General features: G+C 59.4%; 16 protein-coding genes. 8 read left to right on the forward strand and 8 right to left on the reverse strand.

Features of this window, described 5'->3' with window-relative positions:
- Positions 1–23: 23 nt before the first annotated feature.
- Both KGA85_RS30385 and KGA85_RS30390 read left to right on the forward strand, forming a co-directional pair.
- Complete coding sequence (locus KGA85_RS30385) at positions 24–1,307, forward strand: NAD(P)/FAD-dependent oxidoreductase (RefSeq protein ID WP_223456653.1); 1,284 nt, start codon at positions 24–26, stop codon at positions 1,305–1,307.
- 403 nt (positions 1,308–1,710) lie between these two features.
- Entirely contained in the window at positions 1,711–2,259 is a 549-nt protein-coding gene (locus KGA85_RS30390; protein WP_046042404.1) for a cupin domain-containing protein, read from the forward strand.
- Positions 2,260–2,370: 111 nt separating this feature from the next.
- Here KGA85_RS30390 and KGA85_RS30395 read toward each other — a convergent pair whose 3' ends face one another.
- From KGA85_RS30395 to KGA85_RS30405, 3 genes are all read right to left on the reverse strand, one after another.
- Positions 2,371–2,955, reverse strand: a complete 585-nt coding sequence (locus KGA85_RS30395; protein ID WP_223456655.1) for a DUF4276 family protein — start codon at positions 2,953–2,955, stop codon at positions 2,371–2,373.
- The gene (locus KGA85_RS30400; RefSeq protein ID WP_223533515.1) at positions 2,949–4,064 is read right to left on the reverse strand and encodes an AAA family ATPase; all 1,116 of its coding nucleotides are present in this window, start codon (positions 4,062–4,064) and stop codon (positions 2,949–2,951) included. Before KGA85_RS30400 ends, KGA85_RS30395 begins: the two co-directional genes overlap by 7 nt.
- 305 nt (positions 4,065–4,369) lie before the next feature.
- Positions 4,370–4,660, reverse strand: coding sequence for a fructose-bisphosphate aldolase (locus tag KGA85_RS30405; RefSeq protein ID WP_223456658.1), 291 nt, complete (start codon positions 4,658–4,660; stop codon positions 4,370–4,372).
- A gap of 498 nt (positions 4,661–5,158) precedes the next feature.
- On the opposite strand from KGA85_RS30405, the gene KGA85_RS30410 reads away from it, so the two are divergent.
- Positions 5,159–5,962, forward strand: a complete 804-nt coding sequence (locus KGA85_RS30410; protein WP_223543622.1) for a hypothetical protein — start codon at positions 5,159–5,161, stop codon at positions 5,960–5,962.
- 33 nt (positions 5,963–5,995) lie between these two features.
- Here the strand turns inward: KGA85_RS30410 and KGA85_RS30415 are convergent, their stop codons facing one another.
- From KGA85_RS30415 to KGA85_RS30425, 3 genes are all read right to left on the reverse strand, one after another.
- The gene (locus KGA85_RS30415) at positions 5,996–6,733 is read right to left on the reverse strand and encodes a hypothetical protein (protein ID WP_223456662.1); all 738 of its coding nucleotides are present in this window, start codon (positions 6,731–6,733) and stop codon (positions 5,996–5,998) included.
- Between the two features lie 190 nt (positions 6,734–6,923).
- Entirely contained in the window at positions 6,924–7,160 is a 237-nt protein-coding gene (locus KGA85_RS30420) for a hypothetical protein (RefSeq protein ID WP_223456664.1), read from the reverse strand.
- 393 nt (positions 7,161–7,553) lie between these two features.
- Positions 7,554–8,462 carry an alpha/beta fold hydrolase gene (locus tag KGA85_RS30425; protein WP_223533513.1) on the reverse strand — a complete coding sequence of 303 codons (909 nt, stop codon included), beginning with the start codon at positions 8,460–8,462 and terminating at the stop codon, positions 7,554–7,556.
- Positions 8,463–8,678: 216 nt separating this feature from the next.
- Here KGA85_RS30425 and KGA85_RS30430 point away from each other — a divergent pair, with 216 nt between their 5' ends.
- The 3 genes from KGA85_RS30430 (at position 8,679) to KGA85_RS30440 (ending at position 11,908) form a co-directional block, all read left to right on the forward strand.
- Positions 8,679–9,128 (forward strand): anti-virulence regulator CigR family protein, encoded by a 450-nt coding sequence (locus KGA85_RS30430; RefSeq protein ID WP_223456667.1) that lies wholly within the window; start codon positions 8,679–8,681, stop codon positions 9,126–9,128.
- 101 nt (positions 9,129–9,229) lie between these two features.
- A complete protein-coding gene (locus tag KGA85_RS30435; RefSeq protein WP_223456669.1) occupies positions 9,230–9,739 on the forward strand; it encodes a hypothetical protein in 510 nt (169 codons plus the stop codon).
- 249 nt (positions 9,740–9,988) lie between these two features.
- Positions 9,989–11,908 carry a tyrosine-protein phosphatase gene (locus tag KGA85_RS30440; protein ID WP_223543623.1) on the forward strand — a complete coding sequence of 640 codons (1,920 nt, stop codon included), beginning with the start codon at positions 9,989–9,991 and terminating at the stop codon, positions 11,906–11,908.
- Positions 11,909–11,959: 51 nt separating this feature from the next.
- On the opposite strand, the gene KGA85_RS30445 is transcribed toward KGA85_RS30440, so the two are convergent.
- Both KGA85_RS30445 and KGA85_RS30450 read right to left on the reverse strand, forming a co-directional pair.
- On the reverse strand, positions 11,960–12,907 hold the full coding sequence (locus KGA85_RS30445; protein ID WP_223543624.1) for an AraC family transcriptional regulator: 948 nt from the start codon (positions 12,905–12,907) through the stop codon (positions 11,960–11,962).
- Positions 12,908–13,186: 279 nt separating this feature from the next.
- On the reverse strand, positions 13,187–13,639 hold the full coding sequence (locus tag KGA85_RS30450) for a hypothetical protein (protein ID WP_046042397.1): 453 nt from the start codon (positions 13,637–13,639) through the stop codon (positions 13,187–13,189).
- A 323-nt stretch (positions 13,640–13,962) separates the two neighbouring features.
- Here KGA85_RS30450 and KGA85_RS30455 point away from each other — a divergent pair, with 323 nt between their 5' ends.
- Together KGA85_RS30455 and ppk2 are read left to right on the forward strand one after the other, a co-directional pair.
- Entirely contained in the window at positions 13,963–15,684 is a 1,722-nt protein-coding gene (locus KGA85_RS30455; protein WP_223456675.1) for a SulP family inorganic anion transporter, read from the forward strand.
- Between the two features lie 58 nt (positions 15,685–15,742).
- Entirely contained in the window at positions 15,743–16,561 is an 819-nt protein-coding gene (gene ppk2, locus KGA85_RS30460) for a polyphosphate kinase 2 (protein WP_046042395.1), read from the forward strand.
- The last annotated feature ends 79 nt before the right edge of the window (positions 16,562–16,640 follow it).

Consider the following 16,640-nt stretch of genomic DNA (forward strand, 5'->3'; position numbering starts at 1 on the left):
TGCAGCGGCCATCGGAGAATTTTATGAAACAGACACATGTAAACAGCTACTACGCCGCCACCCGCAACTTCACCGGCGATTTCCCGGTGCTGGAAGGGGCGGTGGACTGCGACGTCTGCGTGATCGGCGCCGGCTACACCGGCCTGTCGTCGGCCCTGTTCCTCGCTGAAGCGGGCTACAGCGTGACCGTGCTCGAAGCGGCCAAGGTCGGCTTCGGCGCCAGCGGTCGCAACGGCGGCCAACTGGTCAACTCCTATAGCCGCGACGTCGATGTCATCGAAGAACGCTACGGCGACAAGACCGCCGAAATCCTCGGCAGCATGATTTTCGAAGGCGCCGACATCATCCGTCAGCGCATACAGCACTACGACATCCAGTGCGATTACCGTCCCGGCGGTATCTTCGCGGCGATGAACAAGAAACAACTCAATGGTCTGGCCGAGCAGAAGAAGAGCTGGGAGCGCTACGGCAACAAGAACCTGAAAATGCTCGACGCGGCCGACATCAAGCGCGAAGTCGGTTCCGACGCCTACGTCGGCGGCCTGCTGGACATGCAGGGCGGCCACATTCACCCGCTGAACCTGGCCCTCGGCGAAGCCTCGGCCATCATCGGCCTGGGCGGCAAGATCTACGAGCAATCAGCGGCGGTGGAAATCACCTACGGCGAACCGATCACTGTGCGCACTGCAAAAGGCCTGGTGAAGGCCAAGTACCTGCTGATCGCCGGTAATGCCTACCTGCCGCAGGGCCTGGACAATCGCGTGACCAGCAAGAGCATGCCGTGTGGTTCGCAGATCGTGGTCACCGAGCCGTTGTCGGAAAAGCAGGCCCGCAGCCTGATCAAGAACAACTACTGCGTCGAAGACTGCAACTACCTGCTCGACTACTACCGCCTGACCGCCGACAACCGCCTGCTGTACGGCGGTGGCGTGGTCTACGGTGCGCGCGAACCGGACGACATCGAACAACTGATCCGCCCGAAGATCCTCAAGACCTTCCCGCAATTGAAGGACGTGAAGATCGACTACCGCTGGACCGGCAACTTCCTGCTGACCATGTCACGCATGCCGCAATTCGGCCGTATCGAGAAAAACGCCTACTACATGCAGGGCTACAGCGGTCACGGCGTCACCTGTTCGCACCTGGCCGGCAAACTGATCTCGGAAATGATCCGTGGCGACGCCGAGCGTTTCGACGCGTTTGCCTCGCTGCCACACATGCCAATGATCGGCGGGCGCACCTTCTCGGCGCCGTTGACCGCCCTCGGCGCCGTGTACTACTCGCTGCGTGACCGTTTCGGCATCTAAGCTTTACCTCGCCGGCGGCATCTCCCCAAAGGGTGCCGCCGGCTTTTTAACACCTGAACCACCACTGTCCCCTGTAGGAGCGAGCCTGATCGCGAAGAGGCCATATCAGCCAAAATCGATGTCGCCTGACACACCGCTTTCGCGAGCAGGCTCGCTCCCACAGGTCGTTTTTTCCAGCCGTTTATCGAACCTGCTGAGCATTACGAACAAACGTGATTTAATAGCCGCCTTTCACGTTTCCGGGACCGGAAAACGGCGTGATCCGCGCCTGTACTCCACCCATCCATTATCCCTGTAGGAGCGAGCTTGCTCGCGAAAGCGTTGGTTCAGTCGACATCAATGTTGAAGGTCAGATCGCAATCGCGAGCAAGCTCGCTCCTACGGGTTGGCACATAAGGCTGTCATGGACACGGGCTCACGACTCAAATTAGTACGCGAAAGCTACAAAATGTCCCAGCGCGAGCTGGCCCGGCGTAGCGGCGTCACCAATGCAACCATCTCCCTGATCGAACAGAATCGGGTCAGTCCTTCCGTCAGCTCCCTGAAGAAATTGCTGGAGGGCATCCCCATGTCCCTGGCCGACTTCTTCACCTTCGATCAGCCACCTCGCGAGCACCAGTACGTCTTTCGCGCCAACGAACAGCCCGACCTTGGCCGCCACGGCCTGCGCCTGCTGCTGATCGGCGCGTCCGTGCCAAGCCGGCAGATGCGCTTGCTGCGCGAGCAATACGCACCAGGCGCAAGCTCAGGTGAAGAGCCGATCGTGCATTCCGAAGGCGAGGAGTGTGGGTTGGTGACACGGGGTACCGTGGAATTGACCGTGGATGGCCAGGTGAGTGTGCTCAACGCCGGGGATGGCTATTACTTCCCGACGACCTTGCCGCATCGGTTTCGCAATATCGGGGCGGATGAGGCGGAGATTATCAGCGCGAATACGCCGGCGAACTTCTAAAGGAAAAAGGGAAGTTGAATATGCCAGAAACGACAAGGCCCTGAATGATCAGGGCCTTTTTCTATACAATTGCTCAGTCACAACGCGAGGCAACCCTGATCAGCTCCTCCATCAACCATTACTAGGTCGGTTCTGCTCAGCAAAATAGCGAACAAGCTCTAGCGCACTTGGACACTGTGGGTGCAAGGCTGCTTGGCGAATGCTGAAACCAAAGTGTTTCGTCATCTTCTTTGCAAATGCAGTTTTGTTGCCCGGCCCACGTTTACCCAATGAATTGGATATTTCTTTTAAACGATCCCATGGTTTGTTCTGCGTCTGCTCGGGCTGTTGCTCATTGAAGTCGTCAATTCCGAGCCATTTGTTCATGGCAACTGAATCAGCTAGGAACCACCCCTCTAATGCTTTTACAGCGACGAAAATGCTATTTATTCGTGCGTTTTCGATGCGTTCTCTGACAAAGTCAACAGAGACTTCGTCCTCAAGATCAGTCAACACAACGATGATGTCTACCGCTTGCTGATCTAGACGTCCCAGATAGGCATCGATATTTTGCGGCAATAGGTTACCGCCACCTTTGGCATTGACTACGGGATTGACCAACTCAAAATCGTTTTCCTGCAAAAAAGCTTTGAAGTCGGAAGATTCGATAACGATCTTTTCGCTATCACCCTCAACAATGAATCCAACTTTTACCATGGCAGACCCCCATCAAAAAGATTGGTCAGCCACGCTGTATCCAGTGGTATTTCCTTTTTATTTACTGCCGATTCTAAAGCACACTTGACCTTAGTTTTGCCATCCTCTTTATTTACCAACCAAAGTTCTTCAAGGTCGAGGTTACGTACGACAGATTCGCTATGGGTAGTTATGAAAATGGGGTGCTCTACCGAAGCATTTTCACGCATCAGCTGTACCAGTTCGCCGATCGCCTTCGGATGAATGCCGCGCTCAGGCTCCTCTATGATTGTCATGCCTGATTTCCCTGCCCGACTGAACACCGCAGTCATAATGCAGAGCGCATAAATTGTCCCATCGGAAATCAAACGAGCTGGGAAACGAGCTTTTGTTCCTTCTTCCTTGAACGTGATCACCGTAGAGCCATCTAGCCTCTGTTTTTCGGTGGACACGCTTTCCATGCCAGGTACGATCAGTTCTATCCATTCCAGAACCTGATCACGAAAGCGTTCATTTCTCTCCAAAATTGACAACATCGTTGCGACGTTCCTGCCATGACTATCTAGCGTCGTAGCGTCTGCTGTTGAGCTGTCAGGCTCCTTAGCTTCTAGCGGGTCGATTCGAAATACTTGGATATTGGTAAGCATTCGATACAGTGGCGAATGGCTGAGTAGCATTAGCGCGGTCATGTCTTGCGCATACTCAGGTAGGAGCTGCAAGCCATGCGTATCACTTAAGGTAATCCGTGTCTCATCACTGCTCTTGCGATCTATGATCTGATTGCCATTGATTTTTAGACTTTCAAGTACCTGAGGTACCCGGTCTATTCCGGATATTTTCAGGTTGTAGTCGAATACCTCTCCATTGAGATTGATTCTGATGGCAAACGAGATTGTCGTGCGATTTTCCTTTCGGTGCTTGAAGCAGTGAATCTGCTGGAACCCTCCAAAGTCGCGGATCGCTTGTGCAGCCCCACGTTTTACTACTGCTCCCAGAAAAGCGAGCGCATCAGTGATATTGCTTTTACCTGCACCATTGGAGCCGGCTAGAGCTGTAAAGGCTGGCACATCCCTCAGGATAACGTTTGCCGCGCTCTTGAAGCCTTTGATCTCGAGGTATTCAATTTTCATCGCCAATCCTCAGCTTTCCTCAGTCACTGTATCCCCGCCCAGAAAACTTTGAGGTCAGGTGCATGAAATCAGTTTTCATAACGTGTTCCGCTCAATGGACCCTGATTCTATAGACAAATTGGAAGGTCCGCTCCTAACCGAAATCGGCCAGCCACGATTAACTTTTCGGGATCCCGGGTCGAAGTGTGTTTTATTTTAATTTTCGAGCTTAGGTCTCTTCAGTAAATCTATCGGTAGCCGCTTCGAAAATACGAGCCTGAGTAGGAAAAAACCGCCGAAGCGGTTTTCATGGTTGAGAGTCCTTACTACCCTTTGGACACCTCAAACCCCCGCTGTTCAATCACGCCAAACAAATCCCGCACATCCTGAAGCAGAATCCGCGAAATGTTGGTGACGGTGTTGATGTCGTTTTCGGCGTAATCGGGGAGGCTGGTGCAGGCCATGAGGTTGAGGTACTGGAGGACAGCGTTCAGACGTTCGGCGGCGCAGTTGTGGAGTTCGCGCAGCGGGGCGTCGCTGTCGATGAGGAGGACGGGGTAGCTGGTGGCGATTTGTTTCATGGGGGTGAAGCGGCGGGGTGGGTTGTTAGTCGTCATGAGTAAAACTTCCTCGTATCTGTAAGAAGAGCTACTCGTACCTATAGGGCTGCGAAACCCTGTCGCCAATTCAAGTCAGCGACGGGCGAACATTAGGCATCGATTACCAGTGCTGCAACCGGCCTGTAGGACGCCAAATGCTCTCTGTGGCGAGGGAGCTTGCTCCCGTTCGGCGGCTCTGCCGCCGTAAAACCGGGCCTTGCGGTGTGTCTGAGGAAATGGGTCGCAGGGGAGAGGGACCGCTTCGCAGCCCAGCGGGACGGTGCGGCGATCCGACAAGCATCCTCGCCACAAAGGGGCAAGTCCTAAAAATTTTTCAGACGTCAAGATTGAACGTTCGTCGGATGGCGGGTTGCTACCATCGCAATTGCCTGCCGATATCAACACGGCTGCTACGCTTGGTCGTTGCAGTGCCCGAGCCCCATTCCTGCTCACGCTGCAAGGGTTATCACGGAGTGCGACATCCATTCCTGTCGGCAACCTGCACGGAGGCAGGCGATGGTGATCAAAAGCATGGCCGATTCGACTGCGGCGGGGGTTCCCGAGCCGCTCGATCGGGAAGAAATCGAGCGGGTGCTGGCGCTGTTGCTGGTCAGCCCGTTGTTTGCCAAGTCCAGGCGCATGGGCAGTCTGTTGCGCTTTCTGGTCGAGCACGACCTTCAGGCTTGCAAAACGCCGCTGACCGAACACGCCATCGGCATCGCGGTGTTTCGTCGTGACCCGGCAGTGTATTGCACGGGCGACGATCCGGTGGTGCGAGTGCAGGTGGGGCGCTTGCGGCGCAAGCTCGCAGCGCATTACGCCGGCAACGGCCAGCAGGACCCGGTGCGTTTGTGCATTCCACCCGGGTGTTATCGCTTGACCTATCAGCGGCTGCGGCCCAAGGGCGTCGGCACTCGCCATCCTGTGGTCCAGATCCAGCCGTTTACCTGCCTCACCCGCGATGGCAATGACTTTACCCGGGGCTTGTGCGAGGAGTTGAGCTGCCGACTGTTCGAGTCGTTCGAGCAGGCGCAGACCGGGACCAATCATGTGTTGATGCGGGTGGCACGCAGCAGCGAGCCGGTACCGGACTTCAAGCGTGGCGGGCGTTACAGCTATTGCCTGGAGGGCAGCGTGCGGGTCGAGCCTTCGCGGGTGCGAGCGTCATTGCGCCTGGTGGATGTGGCGCAGGGGCGGATTCGCTGGTCGGCGCAGTTCGATCGTGATCGACCCTATGGCATCGCCACCCAGGAGGACCTCGCGCAGTCGATCTGTCGCTCGCTGACGGGCTACTTCGCCACGGCGGGCAAAGATGAGTGAAAGGGCAACCGCAAGGTTGCCCCGGCATGACGGTTACACGGTTTTCCACTGACCGCCTTCGTAAAGGCGATCTGCGGTGTTATCGAACGTCAAGTCGATTTCGATCGCCTTGGAGCGTGAGGTACTGAACATGGTGCTGGTCTGTACGTTCTGTTCGAACCACACGAGGATGGTTTCCACCGGCGTCAGCACGGTTTCACCGGTGACCACCTGATCCACCGCAACGTAAATGGGGGTGCTGACCTGATTGCCATCAATGCCGGTAGATAGCTGGTTGATACCCGGATGGATGGGGGCGTAGTCGTTTACAAAGGTCATGGAAATGTTCGGTCCCCCGGTAACCGCCGAACTCAGCAGACCGTGCTTATCGAGTGTCGATGTTTGCCCCAGGCCGATATTGACGATGTTGGTCGAGACTTTGACCTGCACATTTGCCTTGAACAGGTTGGACGCAAACAGCTGATATTGAGGCGTCCAGCTGAACTCGTTGTTACTCAGGTAAGCGTCATAGGACTGCCAGACCACGTTGTAGTCGGCGTCACCCACCTTCTTGGCAAAGCACAGCTTGTAGCCGGACTTCTTCAGCAGCGTCAGGTCGCCGGCGGCGATTTCGATGGTGACGGTTTTTTGCGAAGCTGCCAGGGCTGACCTCAGTACCCGGCCGTAATCTGCCGCCTTCAGTTGCGTTGCACCCATGATCGACTTGACGGCTTCTTGCACATCATTGTGAAGCTGCTGGCTCTGTTGGCTGACAGCGATTGATTTGCTCATGGTTTCCCTCTTCCTTGGTGGTGTGTTGGGCAAACAATGGGCTGCTGGCGCTTGGCGCTGCCGTCCATTGACGGCTTCACTCTAGGGGCGAGGGGCAGGGCGGCTAAGTGTCTTGGTGTTACAAGCGGGTATCGGGGTTGTATCAGGGGCTGAGTCAGCGGGGCAGCCGATCGGCCGCCCCGCCTTGACCTCAGGCGGCCCGGGCATCGGCCCAGACGAAGTTCCAGCTGGTGCGTTTGCCCTTGGCGATCTCGATCAGCTTGTTCTCGTACACCGTGTGATTGACCACGCCGGTGTAGGTCAGGGTGCGGGCGGCATTGGTCCCGGTGACCTCGCCCGGCTTGCCGCCCGACTCGACCATGGCTTTTTTCATGTCGTCATCCGACGGGGCGCTGCTCTGGTTTTTTTCCACTTTGACGAAACTCATGATTCACCTCTTCCGTGATGGGGGGATCGGTGCCAGCGCGGGCCGACAAGTCGACGACCCTGTTCCACACCGACGGCCATACTCTATTGGCCAGTTCGGCGGCGCAGAAGTGACAACTGCGGCGCTGAGGTAACAATCGGGAAACAGCGCCACGCATTGAAGTATCTGCGACGTATCAAGCGTGGATTCACATCGAAGAAGTGATGAGTGCAGTGGCGGCCACGCTGGTACTGGCCAGCGGGGTCTGGTGGAGCGTTTCGGGTGGGAATGGTGAGGACCGGCCGGGTCTCAAGGGCCGCTTCGCAGCCCGGCGGGAGCAAGCTCCCTCGCCACGACAGGGGAGTGCCTGCACTGCTTTTGGGCGTCCGGCTCAATAGCTCGCAGGTCGCGACGTCACTTCTCGATAAACCCGCGAATCGCCGCAATCGTCTGCGTCGGCGCTTCCTCCATCAGCCAATGCCCGGCCCCAGGAATCACCACTTCCGTGACCTTGTCCGCGGCATTGCGCATCACGATGGCCTCATTGGCGCCGAAGGATTTCTCACCCCCGACCGCCAGCACCGGCATGCTCAGCTTTTTGCCCATCGACGCCTCGTTGTCCACGGTGTCCTGGCGAATGCTGCGGAACTGGGCGAAGGCGGCGTGCATGGCGCCGGGGCGGGCGTAGAGTCTGGCGTAGTGCTGGCGTGTGCCTTCGTCGACCTTGGCGGGGTTGCCGGCGAACTCGTTCCAGAAGCGGTCGAGGTAGATGCGTTCACGCCCGGCGACCAGGCGTTCCATGTCCGGCCCGCCGAAGTCGAAGTGCCACAGCATCGGCGAGCGCACGATGTCGTTCCACGGTGGAATGCCCGGCACCGGTGCATCCATCACCACCAAACGATCGGTGCGCTCCGGGTAGCGCGAGGCATAGGCGAAGGCGACCATGGTGCCGATGTCGTGGCCGATGACCACCGAGTGCTCGATCTTCAGCGCGTTCAATACGCCACGGATGTCGGCCGCTTGAGTCTTCTTGTCGTAGCCGCTTTGCGGGATCGATGACAAGCCCATGCCGCGCAGGTCCGGGACCACCACGGTGTGGTCCCGCGCCAGATCGGCCGCCAGCGGTGCCCACATGTCGCCGGTGTCACCAAAGCCATGCAACAGCACCACCGCCGGCCCCTTGCCGCCGACGCGCACGTGCATGGTGACGCCGTCGACGGGGAGGTCCTGGGTGTGGAAAGACGCCGGGAACGGCGTGACATCGGCGTGGGCGGCGACGCTCAGGGCAAGCAGGGTGAGGGCGCTCAGCAAGGGGCGGATCATGGCGATGTCTCCAGGGAAAGGCTGACTTGCGCTTCACCTGGCGATGAGGAGGCGCAGTGAGATGCATATACTCGACAAGCCCCATCCTTCGGCAATCGCCTGCAAGGCTTCGATCGGATGAGCGTAGACGGTTTGGCGGTGGGTGACTCGATGGAACCAACACCGTCAATAGCGTCTAAATTTCAGAGAATCTTCCCCACCACGAAGGAACGACTCATGTACAAGTCTCGATCATTGATTGCAGCAATCACCTGTTTGACCCTGATCAGCGGCTCGGTGACGGCGCTGGCCGATCCCGGTAACGGCCAGGGCAACGGGAAGGTCAACCATGGCAACCAAGGTGGTCATGGCAACAAGAACAAGAATTCCGGCGGCGGCGGGGACTGGAGCAACGGCCCGAGCATCAACCGTGGCAGCGTGCTCGAGATCATTGGCGTGAATACGGGCTACTGGAGCCCCGGGCCTGATTTGCCACCGGGTATTCAAAAGAACCTTGCCCGAGGCAAGCCACTTCCACCCGGCATTGCCAAAAAACTGGATGGCCGACTGGTCGGCAGGCTACCCCACTATGATGGCTACGAATGGCAGCAAGTCGGCACGGATCTGATCCTGGTTGCGCTGGCCACCGGGCTTGTCTATGAAATTCTCGACGGTGCGTTTGATTGACGTGTGAATGGCAGCCTTCCAGCCGTTTGTCGTGGTGCTTGAACTGTTGGGGAGATATCGCGTCATACGTCACGCGATATCAACCTCCTACGGAAGCAATCATGCTTTTTAAAAACAAGAGTCTCGTTGCTGTAATGTCATGCGCCATGATGCTTGCAGCCGCCCCGTTACTCCCTGATGGCCTGTCGATCATGGGTTCCGCATACGCGAAAGACGGCGGTGGCGGCGGCGGCGGAAACGGCGGCGGTGGCGGCGGTGGAAATGGCGGTGGGAACGGCGGCGGAAACGGTGGTGGAAACGGCGCAGGCCACGGCGGTGGTATGGGTGGCGGACACGCCGGCACAGGCCACTCCGGCAGTAACGGCCGCGGCAACGGGCTGGACAGCGACCATGCTGGCAAATCCGTTCGCGACCATGGCCTGAGCGGGAACCACTACGGTAGTGAGCGCAATGATGATAACGGTCATGGCACCACGACCTCAGGCATCGCCCATTCCAAGGATACTCGCGGCATCTCCAAGGCCAGGGCCATTTCGGCCTCGACGCCAGGTGAGCACAACACCAAAGGCTTGAGTAAAGCCGGGCTGTCGACCTCGAAAAAAACCCATTGAGTTCGCGACGACAGATCGGTTTCTGAAAAGCAAAAAACCCGCTGCAAGGCGGGTTTTTTTATACTTGGAAATTGATCAGCGACCACCGCGCATCTCGTTTCCCGCCAGCACAACAGGCATTACACGGACAGAAAACGAGCCACCTGGACACATCGCGCAGTGATTTGCGTACGCGGGCGATTTGTCATGTTCAGCGCCATTTCAATGTAGATATTAGTCAGCCCAACGCGATTTCAATGAGGCTGCACTGTGTTCCAACGACTTGTGTGTTCGCTGTCTGTTTTGAGCCTGTCCATCGCTGCCGCCCAGGCTGCCGAGACTGTCCCCCTCAACACCCCACGCCTGAAGAGCATCGACAACTTGCGCGATGTCGCCGGTCTCACCACCGCGTACACCACGGCCAATGACGGCACCATGCGTGGCGGGGTGTTTTACCGCTCCAACGCGCTGACGCCGTCGGCGGCGGATCTGGCGACCCTCAACGGCCTGGGCATCAAGGCGGTCTACGACCTGCGCACGCCCAGCGAGATCGCCGCCACGCCCGACAAGGTGCTCACGGGCGCGACGTACACCAACATCGACATCATCGGCGGTTCCACGTCGGGTGCGAACGTCACCAACATCGCGTTCCACAGCGCCGCCGAAGCCACCGCCATGATGCAGGACACCAACCGTGATTTCGTCCGGAACGGGGGGATGCGCAGTGAGTTCAACCAGCTGTTCAATGAACTGGCCGCGGTCGACGGCGCCGCGCTGTTCCATTGCACGGCCGGCAAGGACCGCACGGGCTGGACTGCCGCTGTGCTGCAAAGCATCGCCGGGGTCGATGATGCCACCATCATGAGCAACTACCTGGCGACCAACGACTACACCGCCGCGCGTATCAAGGCGACCCTGGCGGCGTTGCCACCGAGCCTGGCGACCATCTATGGGCCGCTGATCGGTGTGGAGGCCAGTTACCTGCAAGCCGGCCTGGACCAGGTGACCGCGCAATATGGCACGATGGACAACTACCTCAAGCAAGGCCTCGGCTTGTCCCAGGAAACCATCTACGTGCTGCGCGGCAAGATGGTGTTCTACAACAGCTTGCCGGGCGCGGCGGACCTGGCCGGCAACGCCGCGGCCGGCGCGCAGTTGTTGCAACAACTGCAGAACAGCAACCTGTCGGGCACCTACAGTGCCTACAACTACTACCTGCAGTCGGCCATCGATGCCCGCAGCCTCGGGGGCGTCGAGTCCACCGTCGGCGGTCAGGTGCACGCCGACGCTGCCAGCTACCTGCTGCGTCAGGGCGCGATGATCGAACAGGCTGGCGCGCCGTTCACCAGCGGCATCGACCTCAAGGCCGGGCAATATCGCCTGTGGAGCACCGCCCTGGCGGGGTATCTGGGCACCGACGGTTCGTCCCAGGCCTCCAGCAGCAACGAGCATAGCCAGGGCATGATGATTGGCCTGACCCAGCGCTTTTCCGAACAGCTCAGCGCCCATGCCGGCTTCGGCTACAGCAGTGGCAATGTCGGTGGCGCAGGAGGCGAGGCCGATACCGACCTGACCTTCTTCAGCGTGGGTACTCGCTTTGCACCGAACGGTCTGGAGCGCGGCCTATTTGTGGATGCCAATGCCAGCGCCGGCTATCTCGATTACGAGAGCAAGCGCGAACTCGGCGGCGGTCTGGGCACGGCCAAGGGCGACAGCCATGGCAACCTCACCGGTGCGACCCTGGCCTTGGGTTACCGTGTGCCGGTGAACGGCGTGACCCTCGAACCGAGCCTCGGCGTGCGGATCAGCCACGTCAACCTGTCGGGCTTCCAGGAAAAAGGCAGCGAACTGGCCCTGGACGTCGACGGCATCCACCAGACCCGCAAGAGCGCGGTGGCCAACCTCAACGCATCCTTTGCACCTGTCGGCCTCGGTGCCTGGCAAGTGGTGCCGGGTGTGCAAGTGGGCTACGAACATGTATTGGGCGACCATGAAGTCGACAGCGAAGGGCAACTGCTGGGCCTGGACATTGAACAGCAAGCCGCCTTCGACAACCGTGACCAGTTCACCGGTGGCGTCAACGTCATGGCCAACCTTGGGCCGTGGAGCGTAGGGGCAGAAGTCGGCGCCAGCGGTGGCGGCGACAGCCACGGCTTCAATGGCGGGCTGAAGGCCAGTTATCTGTTCTGACGATCAGTTAAGGCAATTTGTGGGAGCGAGCTTGCTCGCTCCCACAATGTCTCAATTGGTCGCTATCGGCCGCGTTCGCAGGCCCTTTCTCACGTCTGCGGGGCTGATGCCGTAGGCACTCTGGAAATACTGGCAAAACCGGCCGACATTGCTGAAGCCAAGTTGCAAGGCCACGTCTGTCACCGACGGCGACACCCCTTGGGACAGCGCGGCAAAGGCGCGCTCCAGGCGGACCTGGCGCTGATAAGCAACGATCGAGGTGCCCATGAAACGCTGAAAACCTTCCTGCAATGCGCGCAGGCTGACGTTGGTCAATTGCGCCAGCTCGGTGCCGCTGGCCAGGTGGTCGGGGTGCTCCTGGATGTACTCGACGGCCAGCTTCACATGCCGTGGCGCTATCAGTGGGGAAGGGCGCTGAAGAGCTTCGGTGAAGTTGTGCGGCCAGGCTTCCAGTACCGCATCGACCAGCATTTCGCGAAGGCGCGAAGGCATCAGCGAACCTGTGTTGATCAGCAGGTCGAACTCGGTTCCGGTGGCCAGGTCCACCAGCGCCTTGATGCCCTGCAAGGCTGGTACGCTCAGATCCACCACGGGCTCAAAACAGACTTTTTGCAGGATAGGTTTGCCCAGCAGCGTCGACAAGCGCTCGGTGATCAGCCGGCGGCTGATCGAAATCCCGTGCTGTGCGTGGTTGTCGACAAAGCGCGCCGAGCGAACCTCGGCCTTGTCGATCGCCAGGCCGATCTGCGCGAAGCCGACCGACTCGGTGACGTGGTTGAAGATGATCTTGCCGGCGGTGGGAATGACGAAGGTGATTTCATCAAGGGGGGCGGGAAAAGCCACCGTGAAGTCACCGCGATAGTGCATGCGACGAAAACTGACACCTTCGTGCCTGCCGTAGACCCCGCCGATGATGATGTTTTTCGGCGGCGGCGCAGAGTCGGAATAAAGGTTGCCGAACAGGTTCGAGAACAACGCGCCAAAGTCGTCGCAGCTCATGTCGTTGGACCTGATGATGATTTGCTTGCGCGTCGTGCTTGCGTACACCGGAAGTGTCACCTTGAGCGGATGGGCAAAGCCCTGGTGCGGGGCGCTGGCGATCGGAGATCGAGCGGATGCGGTTCGGGAAAGCGCTTGGACGTTATCAGTGAGTAATGACAGGTTTGTTACCGGTTGCCGCCGCCAGCCCCGTTTCCGTTCACCCGACGCCACCGCTCGCACCGGACAACCGGTGGCACGAGCGGTACCGGGGCGGGGGCCGACCTGAATCGGCCGCGGCTATTTCACCGGCTCTGTTGCCTTGATATCCCCGCAAAAGATATCGACGTTGCCATCGGTCGAAGCCGTTCGCACGACCACCGAATACTTGCCGTCAACCAGGGTTTGCAAGGGCACAGGCGCGGTTCTGGTAAAGGACCAGCCGCGTACGGGTTGGCGTTCGGTGTTGACGGTGTCGTTCATCGCGTAGGCGACTGACCCGGGTTGCTCGCAGCTGCCGTTATTGATGAAGGAGTAAAGACGCAGGGGCAGGGTAACCCCCATTGGAGCACCGCTGATGAAGAAACTGAGCCCGGTTTTCTTGTCCCAGTCGGTCAAGGTGACGGTGCCGATCTGGCCGGCGTTTTGCCGGGTGGCGACCAGGTTGACGTTCACACCGTGGGTCGATGAAGTGGTGCAGCCGAAAAGGCTTGCCGCAACCATGAGTGCGGCCAGTGAGGTTCTGAGCTTCATTGCCAAACTCCTGAGTTGAAGAACTGCAATGGGGGGAATTAGCGGGTATAGCTCATTTATTGCTTTCATGACGTCGTCCATATAAGGCTTTCCATTTTTTAGTGGTGATGGTGGGGCGTCTGTCTCCTTCGCCAGCCATGTGGCGGCGTAGCCGTGCAAACCGGCTACATTTGTAACTGGTCGAGTCTGCGTGGATTGCTTGCTGGCACACGCGCTTCGATGCCGATGAAGGTTTGCAATGGTTATGCGTGCAGTTAACGGATTGTGCGGTCAGTTGAGCCCACTCATCATCCGCACGGGACGATTTGCCACTGGAGTGACTGATGAATCAACAAGGCAGCCATCCGCAAGAGCGGATTCCAGGCACCCCACAGCGGGGAACCTTGCGCAGCCTGTTGATCCCGGAGTGGCTCGGCAGCTACCGGCCAGACTGGCTGCGAGGCGATGTGGTCGCCGGGCTGACGGCAGCGGCCGTGGTCATTCCAAAGGCGCTGGCGTACGCCACTATTGCCGGCCTTCCGGTGCAGGTCGGGCTGTACACGGTGCTGGTGCCGATGGTGATCTATGCCGTGCTCGGCACGTCGCGCCCGCTTAGCGTCAGCACCACGACCACCCTGGCCATTCTCGCCGGCTCCGCGCTGGGCCAGATCAGCCCCGGTGGCGATGCGGCGACCTTGCTCGCGGCTTCCGCCACGCTGGCCCTGATGGTGGGTGCGATCCTGATCGTCGCCGGGCTCTTGCGCCTGGGTTTCGTCGCCAATTTCATTTCCGAGCCGGTGCTGGTGGGTTTCAAGGCCGGCATCGGGGTGGTCATCGTGCTCGACCAGTTGCCCAAACTGTTGGGCACGCACATCGACAAAGGCGGCTTCCTGCACAACCTGGTGGCCACGGTCCAGAGCGTCGGCCATGCCTCGCTGCCGACCGTGGCGGTCGGCGTGTTCATGGTCCTGCTGCTGGTGGGAATGAAGCGTTTTACACCACGACTGCCAGCGCCTTTGATTGCGGTGGCGCTTGGCATCATCGGCATGAGCCTGTTTGGTCTGGAGCGCTTTGGTGTGTCCGCCGTCGGCGTGGTGCCGATCGGGTTGCCCGCGCCGACCCTGCCGGTATGGTCGATGGCCGAGACCCTGTGGTCCTCGGCGATGGGTATCGCGCTGATGAGTTTCACCGAAACCATCGCGGCGGGGCGCGCGTTTGCCCGCAGTGACGAGCCCGCGCCACAACCGAACCGGGAGCTGCTGGCCACGGGCGTTGCCAACATCGGCGGTGCGTTTCTCGGGGCCATGGTCGCCGGTGGCGGGACCACCCAGACGGCGGTGAACCGCCTGGCCGGCGCCCGTTCGCAACTGGCCGCACTGGTCACCGCCGCACTGGCACTGGGCACGTGCCTGCTGCTGGCACCGCTTATTGGCCTGATGCCCAACGCCACGCTCGCTGCCGTGGTGATCGTGTATTCGGTGGGCCTGATCGAGCCGGCGGAATTTCGCGAGATCCTGTCGGTTCGCCGTACCGAATTTGCCTGGGCCGTGGTGGCCATGATCGGCGTGATACTGCTGGGCACGCTGCAAGGGATCGTCGTGGCGATCATCGTCTCGTTGCTGGCCCTGGCCTATCAGGTCTCGGACCCGCCCGTGCATGTCCTGGGACGCAAGCCTGGCACCAATGTGTACCGACCGCAGTCCGCCGAGCACATCGATGACGAACACTTTGACGGGTTGCTGTTGCTCAGGCCCGAAGGGCGGGTGTTCTTCGCCAATGCCGAGCGCATCGCCGACAAGATCCGGCCGCTGATTGACGTGGCGAACCCCAAGGTCGTGGTCCTGGACCTGCGCAGCGTGTTCGACCTGGAATACACCGCGCTGAAAATGCTCACCGGGGCGGAACAGCGACTGCAGGAAAAAGGCATTTCATTGTGGCTGGTGGGCATGAGCCCGAGCGTATGGGAAATGGTCATCAAGGCACCCCTGGGCCATGCGCTGGGCGAGGCGCGCATGTTCCTGAACCTGGAACTGGCGGTTGAACATTATCAGCGCAGTCGACGCTGAATGAACGCGGCCGGGGGCGCTCCGGACGCTATGTGACGCATTGAAGGAGTTAACGGGCATGGCGAAGAAGAAGGCGGCAAGCAAAAGCAAACCGGTTGAAAGCGGCAAGCTCAAGAACAAAGTGTATCTCGAGGAGCTGGCGCAGCTGCATGTCGAGATGGTCAAGTTGCAGGAGTGGGTGCAGCACACGGGCGCCAAGGTCTGCATCATCTTCGAGGGCCGTGATGGCGCCGGCAAGGGCGGGACCATCAAGGCGCTCACCGAACGGGTCAGTCCGCGGGTGTTCCGGGTAATGGCGTTGCCGGCGCCGACCGAGCGGGAAAAAAGCCAGATGTATGTGCAGCGTTATCTGCCGCACCTGCCGGCGGCCGGTGAAGTGGTGATCTTCGATCGCAGCTGGTACAACCGCGCCGGTGTGGAGCGGGTCATGGGCTTTTGCAGCGAAGAACAAGTGCGCAATTTTCTCACCGTGGTGCCGCGCGTCGAGCAGGCACTGGTGGAATCGGGAATCATCCTGATCAAATACTGGCTTGAAGTGAGCCAGGAAGAACAGACCCGACGCCTCAAGGAGCGTATCACCGACGGGCGCAAGATCTGGAAGCTGTCGCCCATGGACCTCAAGTCCTATAACCGCTGGTACGACTACTCCCGTGCCCGGGACGATATGTTCGAGGCCACCGACACCGAATTCGCCCCGTGGCGGGTCGCCAACTCGAATGACAAGCGACGGGCGCGACTGAACATCATCAGCGATGTGCTGAACAGTATTCCTTATGAAGAAGTACGGCGGGCGAAAGTGAAGCTGCCCAAGCGCCAAAGTCCCGGCAACTATCGGGATCCGAACTATCCGTTCAAGTACATCGCAGAGAAATTCTGAAGTCTGCCTGGTCTGTGCTGCCTGTTCCCGGTTCTGGACCGGGCGCAGGCAGTCATGACATTCCACCCCACCCCACCCC

Source organism: Pseudomonas sp. GL-B-12 (assembly GCF_019955895.1).
Taxonomy (GTDB): domain Bacteria; phylum Pseudomonadota; class Gammaproteobacteria; order Pseudomonadales; family Pseudomonadaceae; genus Aquipseudomonas.

Bases quoted from the DNA above. Each gene is read 5' to 3' on its own strand.
- KGA85_RS30385 (WP_223456653.1), top strand. From the start codon at position 24: ATGAAACAGACACATGTAAACAGCTACTACGCCGCCACCCGCAACTTC.
- KGA85_RS30390 (WP_046042404.1), top strand. From the start codon at position 1,711: ATGGACACGGGCTCACGACTCAAATTAGTACGCGAAAGCTACAAAATG.
- KGA85_RS30395 (WP_223456655.1), bottom strand. From the start codon at position 2,955: ATGGTAAAAGTTGGATTCATTGTTGAGGGTGATAGCGAAAAGATCGTT.
- KGA85_RS30400 (WP_223533515.1), bottom strand. From the start codon at position 4,064: ATGAAAATTGAATACCTCGAGATCAAAGGCTTCAAGAGCGCGGCAAAC.
- KGA85_RS30405 (WP_223456658.1), bottom strand. From the start codon at position 4,660: ATGACGACTAACAACCCACCCCGCCGCTTCACCCCCATGAAACAAATC.
- KGA85_RS30410 (WP_223543622.1), top strand. From the start codon at position 5,159: ATGGTGATCAAAAGCATGGCCGATTCGACTGCGGCGGGGGTTCCCGAG.
- KGA85_RS30415 (WP_223456662.1), bottom strand. From the start codon at position 6,733: ATGAGCAAATCAATCGCTGTCAGCCAACAGAGCCAGCAGCTTCACAAT.
- KGA85_RS30420 (WP_223456664.1), bottom strand. From the start codon at position 7,160: ATGAGTTTCGTCAAAGTGGAAAAAAACCAGAGCAGCGCCCCGTCGGAT.
- KGA85_RS30425 (WP_223533513.1), bottom strand. From the start codon at position 8,462: ATGATCCGCCCCTTGCTGAGCGCCCTCACCCTGCTTGCCCTGAGCGTC.
- KGA85_RS30430 (WP_223456667.1), top strand. From the start codon at position 8,679: ATGTACAAGTCTCGATCATTGATTGCAGCAATCACCTGTTTGACCCTG.
- KGA85_RS30435 (WP_223456669.1), top strand. From the start codon at position 9,230: ATGCTTTTTAAAAACAAGAGTCTCGTTGCTGTAATGTCATGCGCCATG.
- KGA85_RS30445 (WP_223543624.1), bottom strand. From the start codon at position 12,907: ATGAGCTGCGACGACTTTGGCGCGTTGTTCTCGAACCTGTTCGGCAAC.
- KGA85_RS30450 (WP_046042397.1), bottom strand. From the start codon at position 13,639: ATGAAGCTCAGAACCTCACTGGCCGCACTCATGGTTGCGGCAAGCCTT.
- KGA85_RS30455 (WP_223456675.1), top strand. From the start codon at position 13,963: ATGAATCAACAAGGCAGCCATCCGCAAGAGCGGATTCCAGGCACCCCA.
- ppk2 (WP_046042395.1), top strand. From the start codon at position 15,743: ATGGCGAAGAAGAAGGCGGCAAGCAAAAGCAAACCGGTTGAAAGCGGC.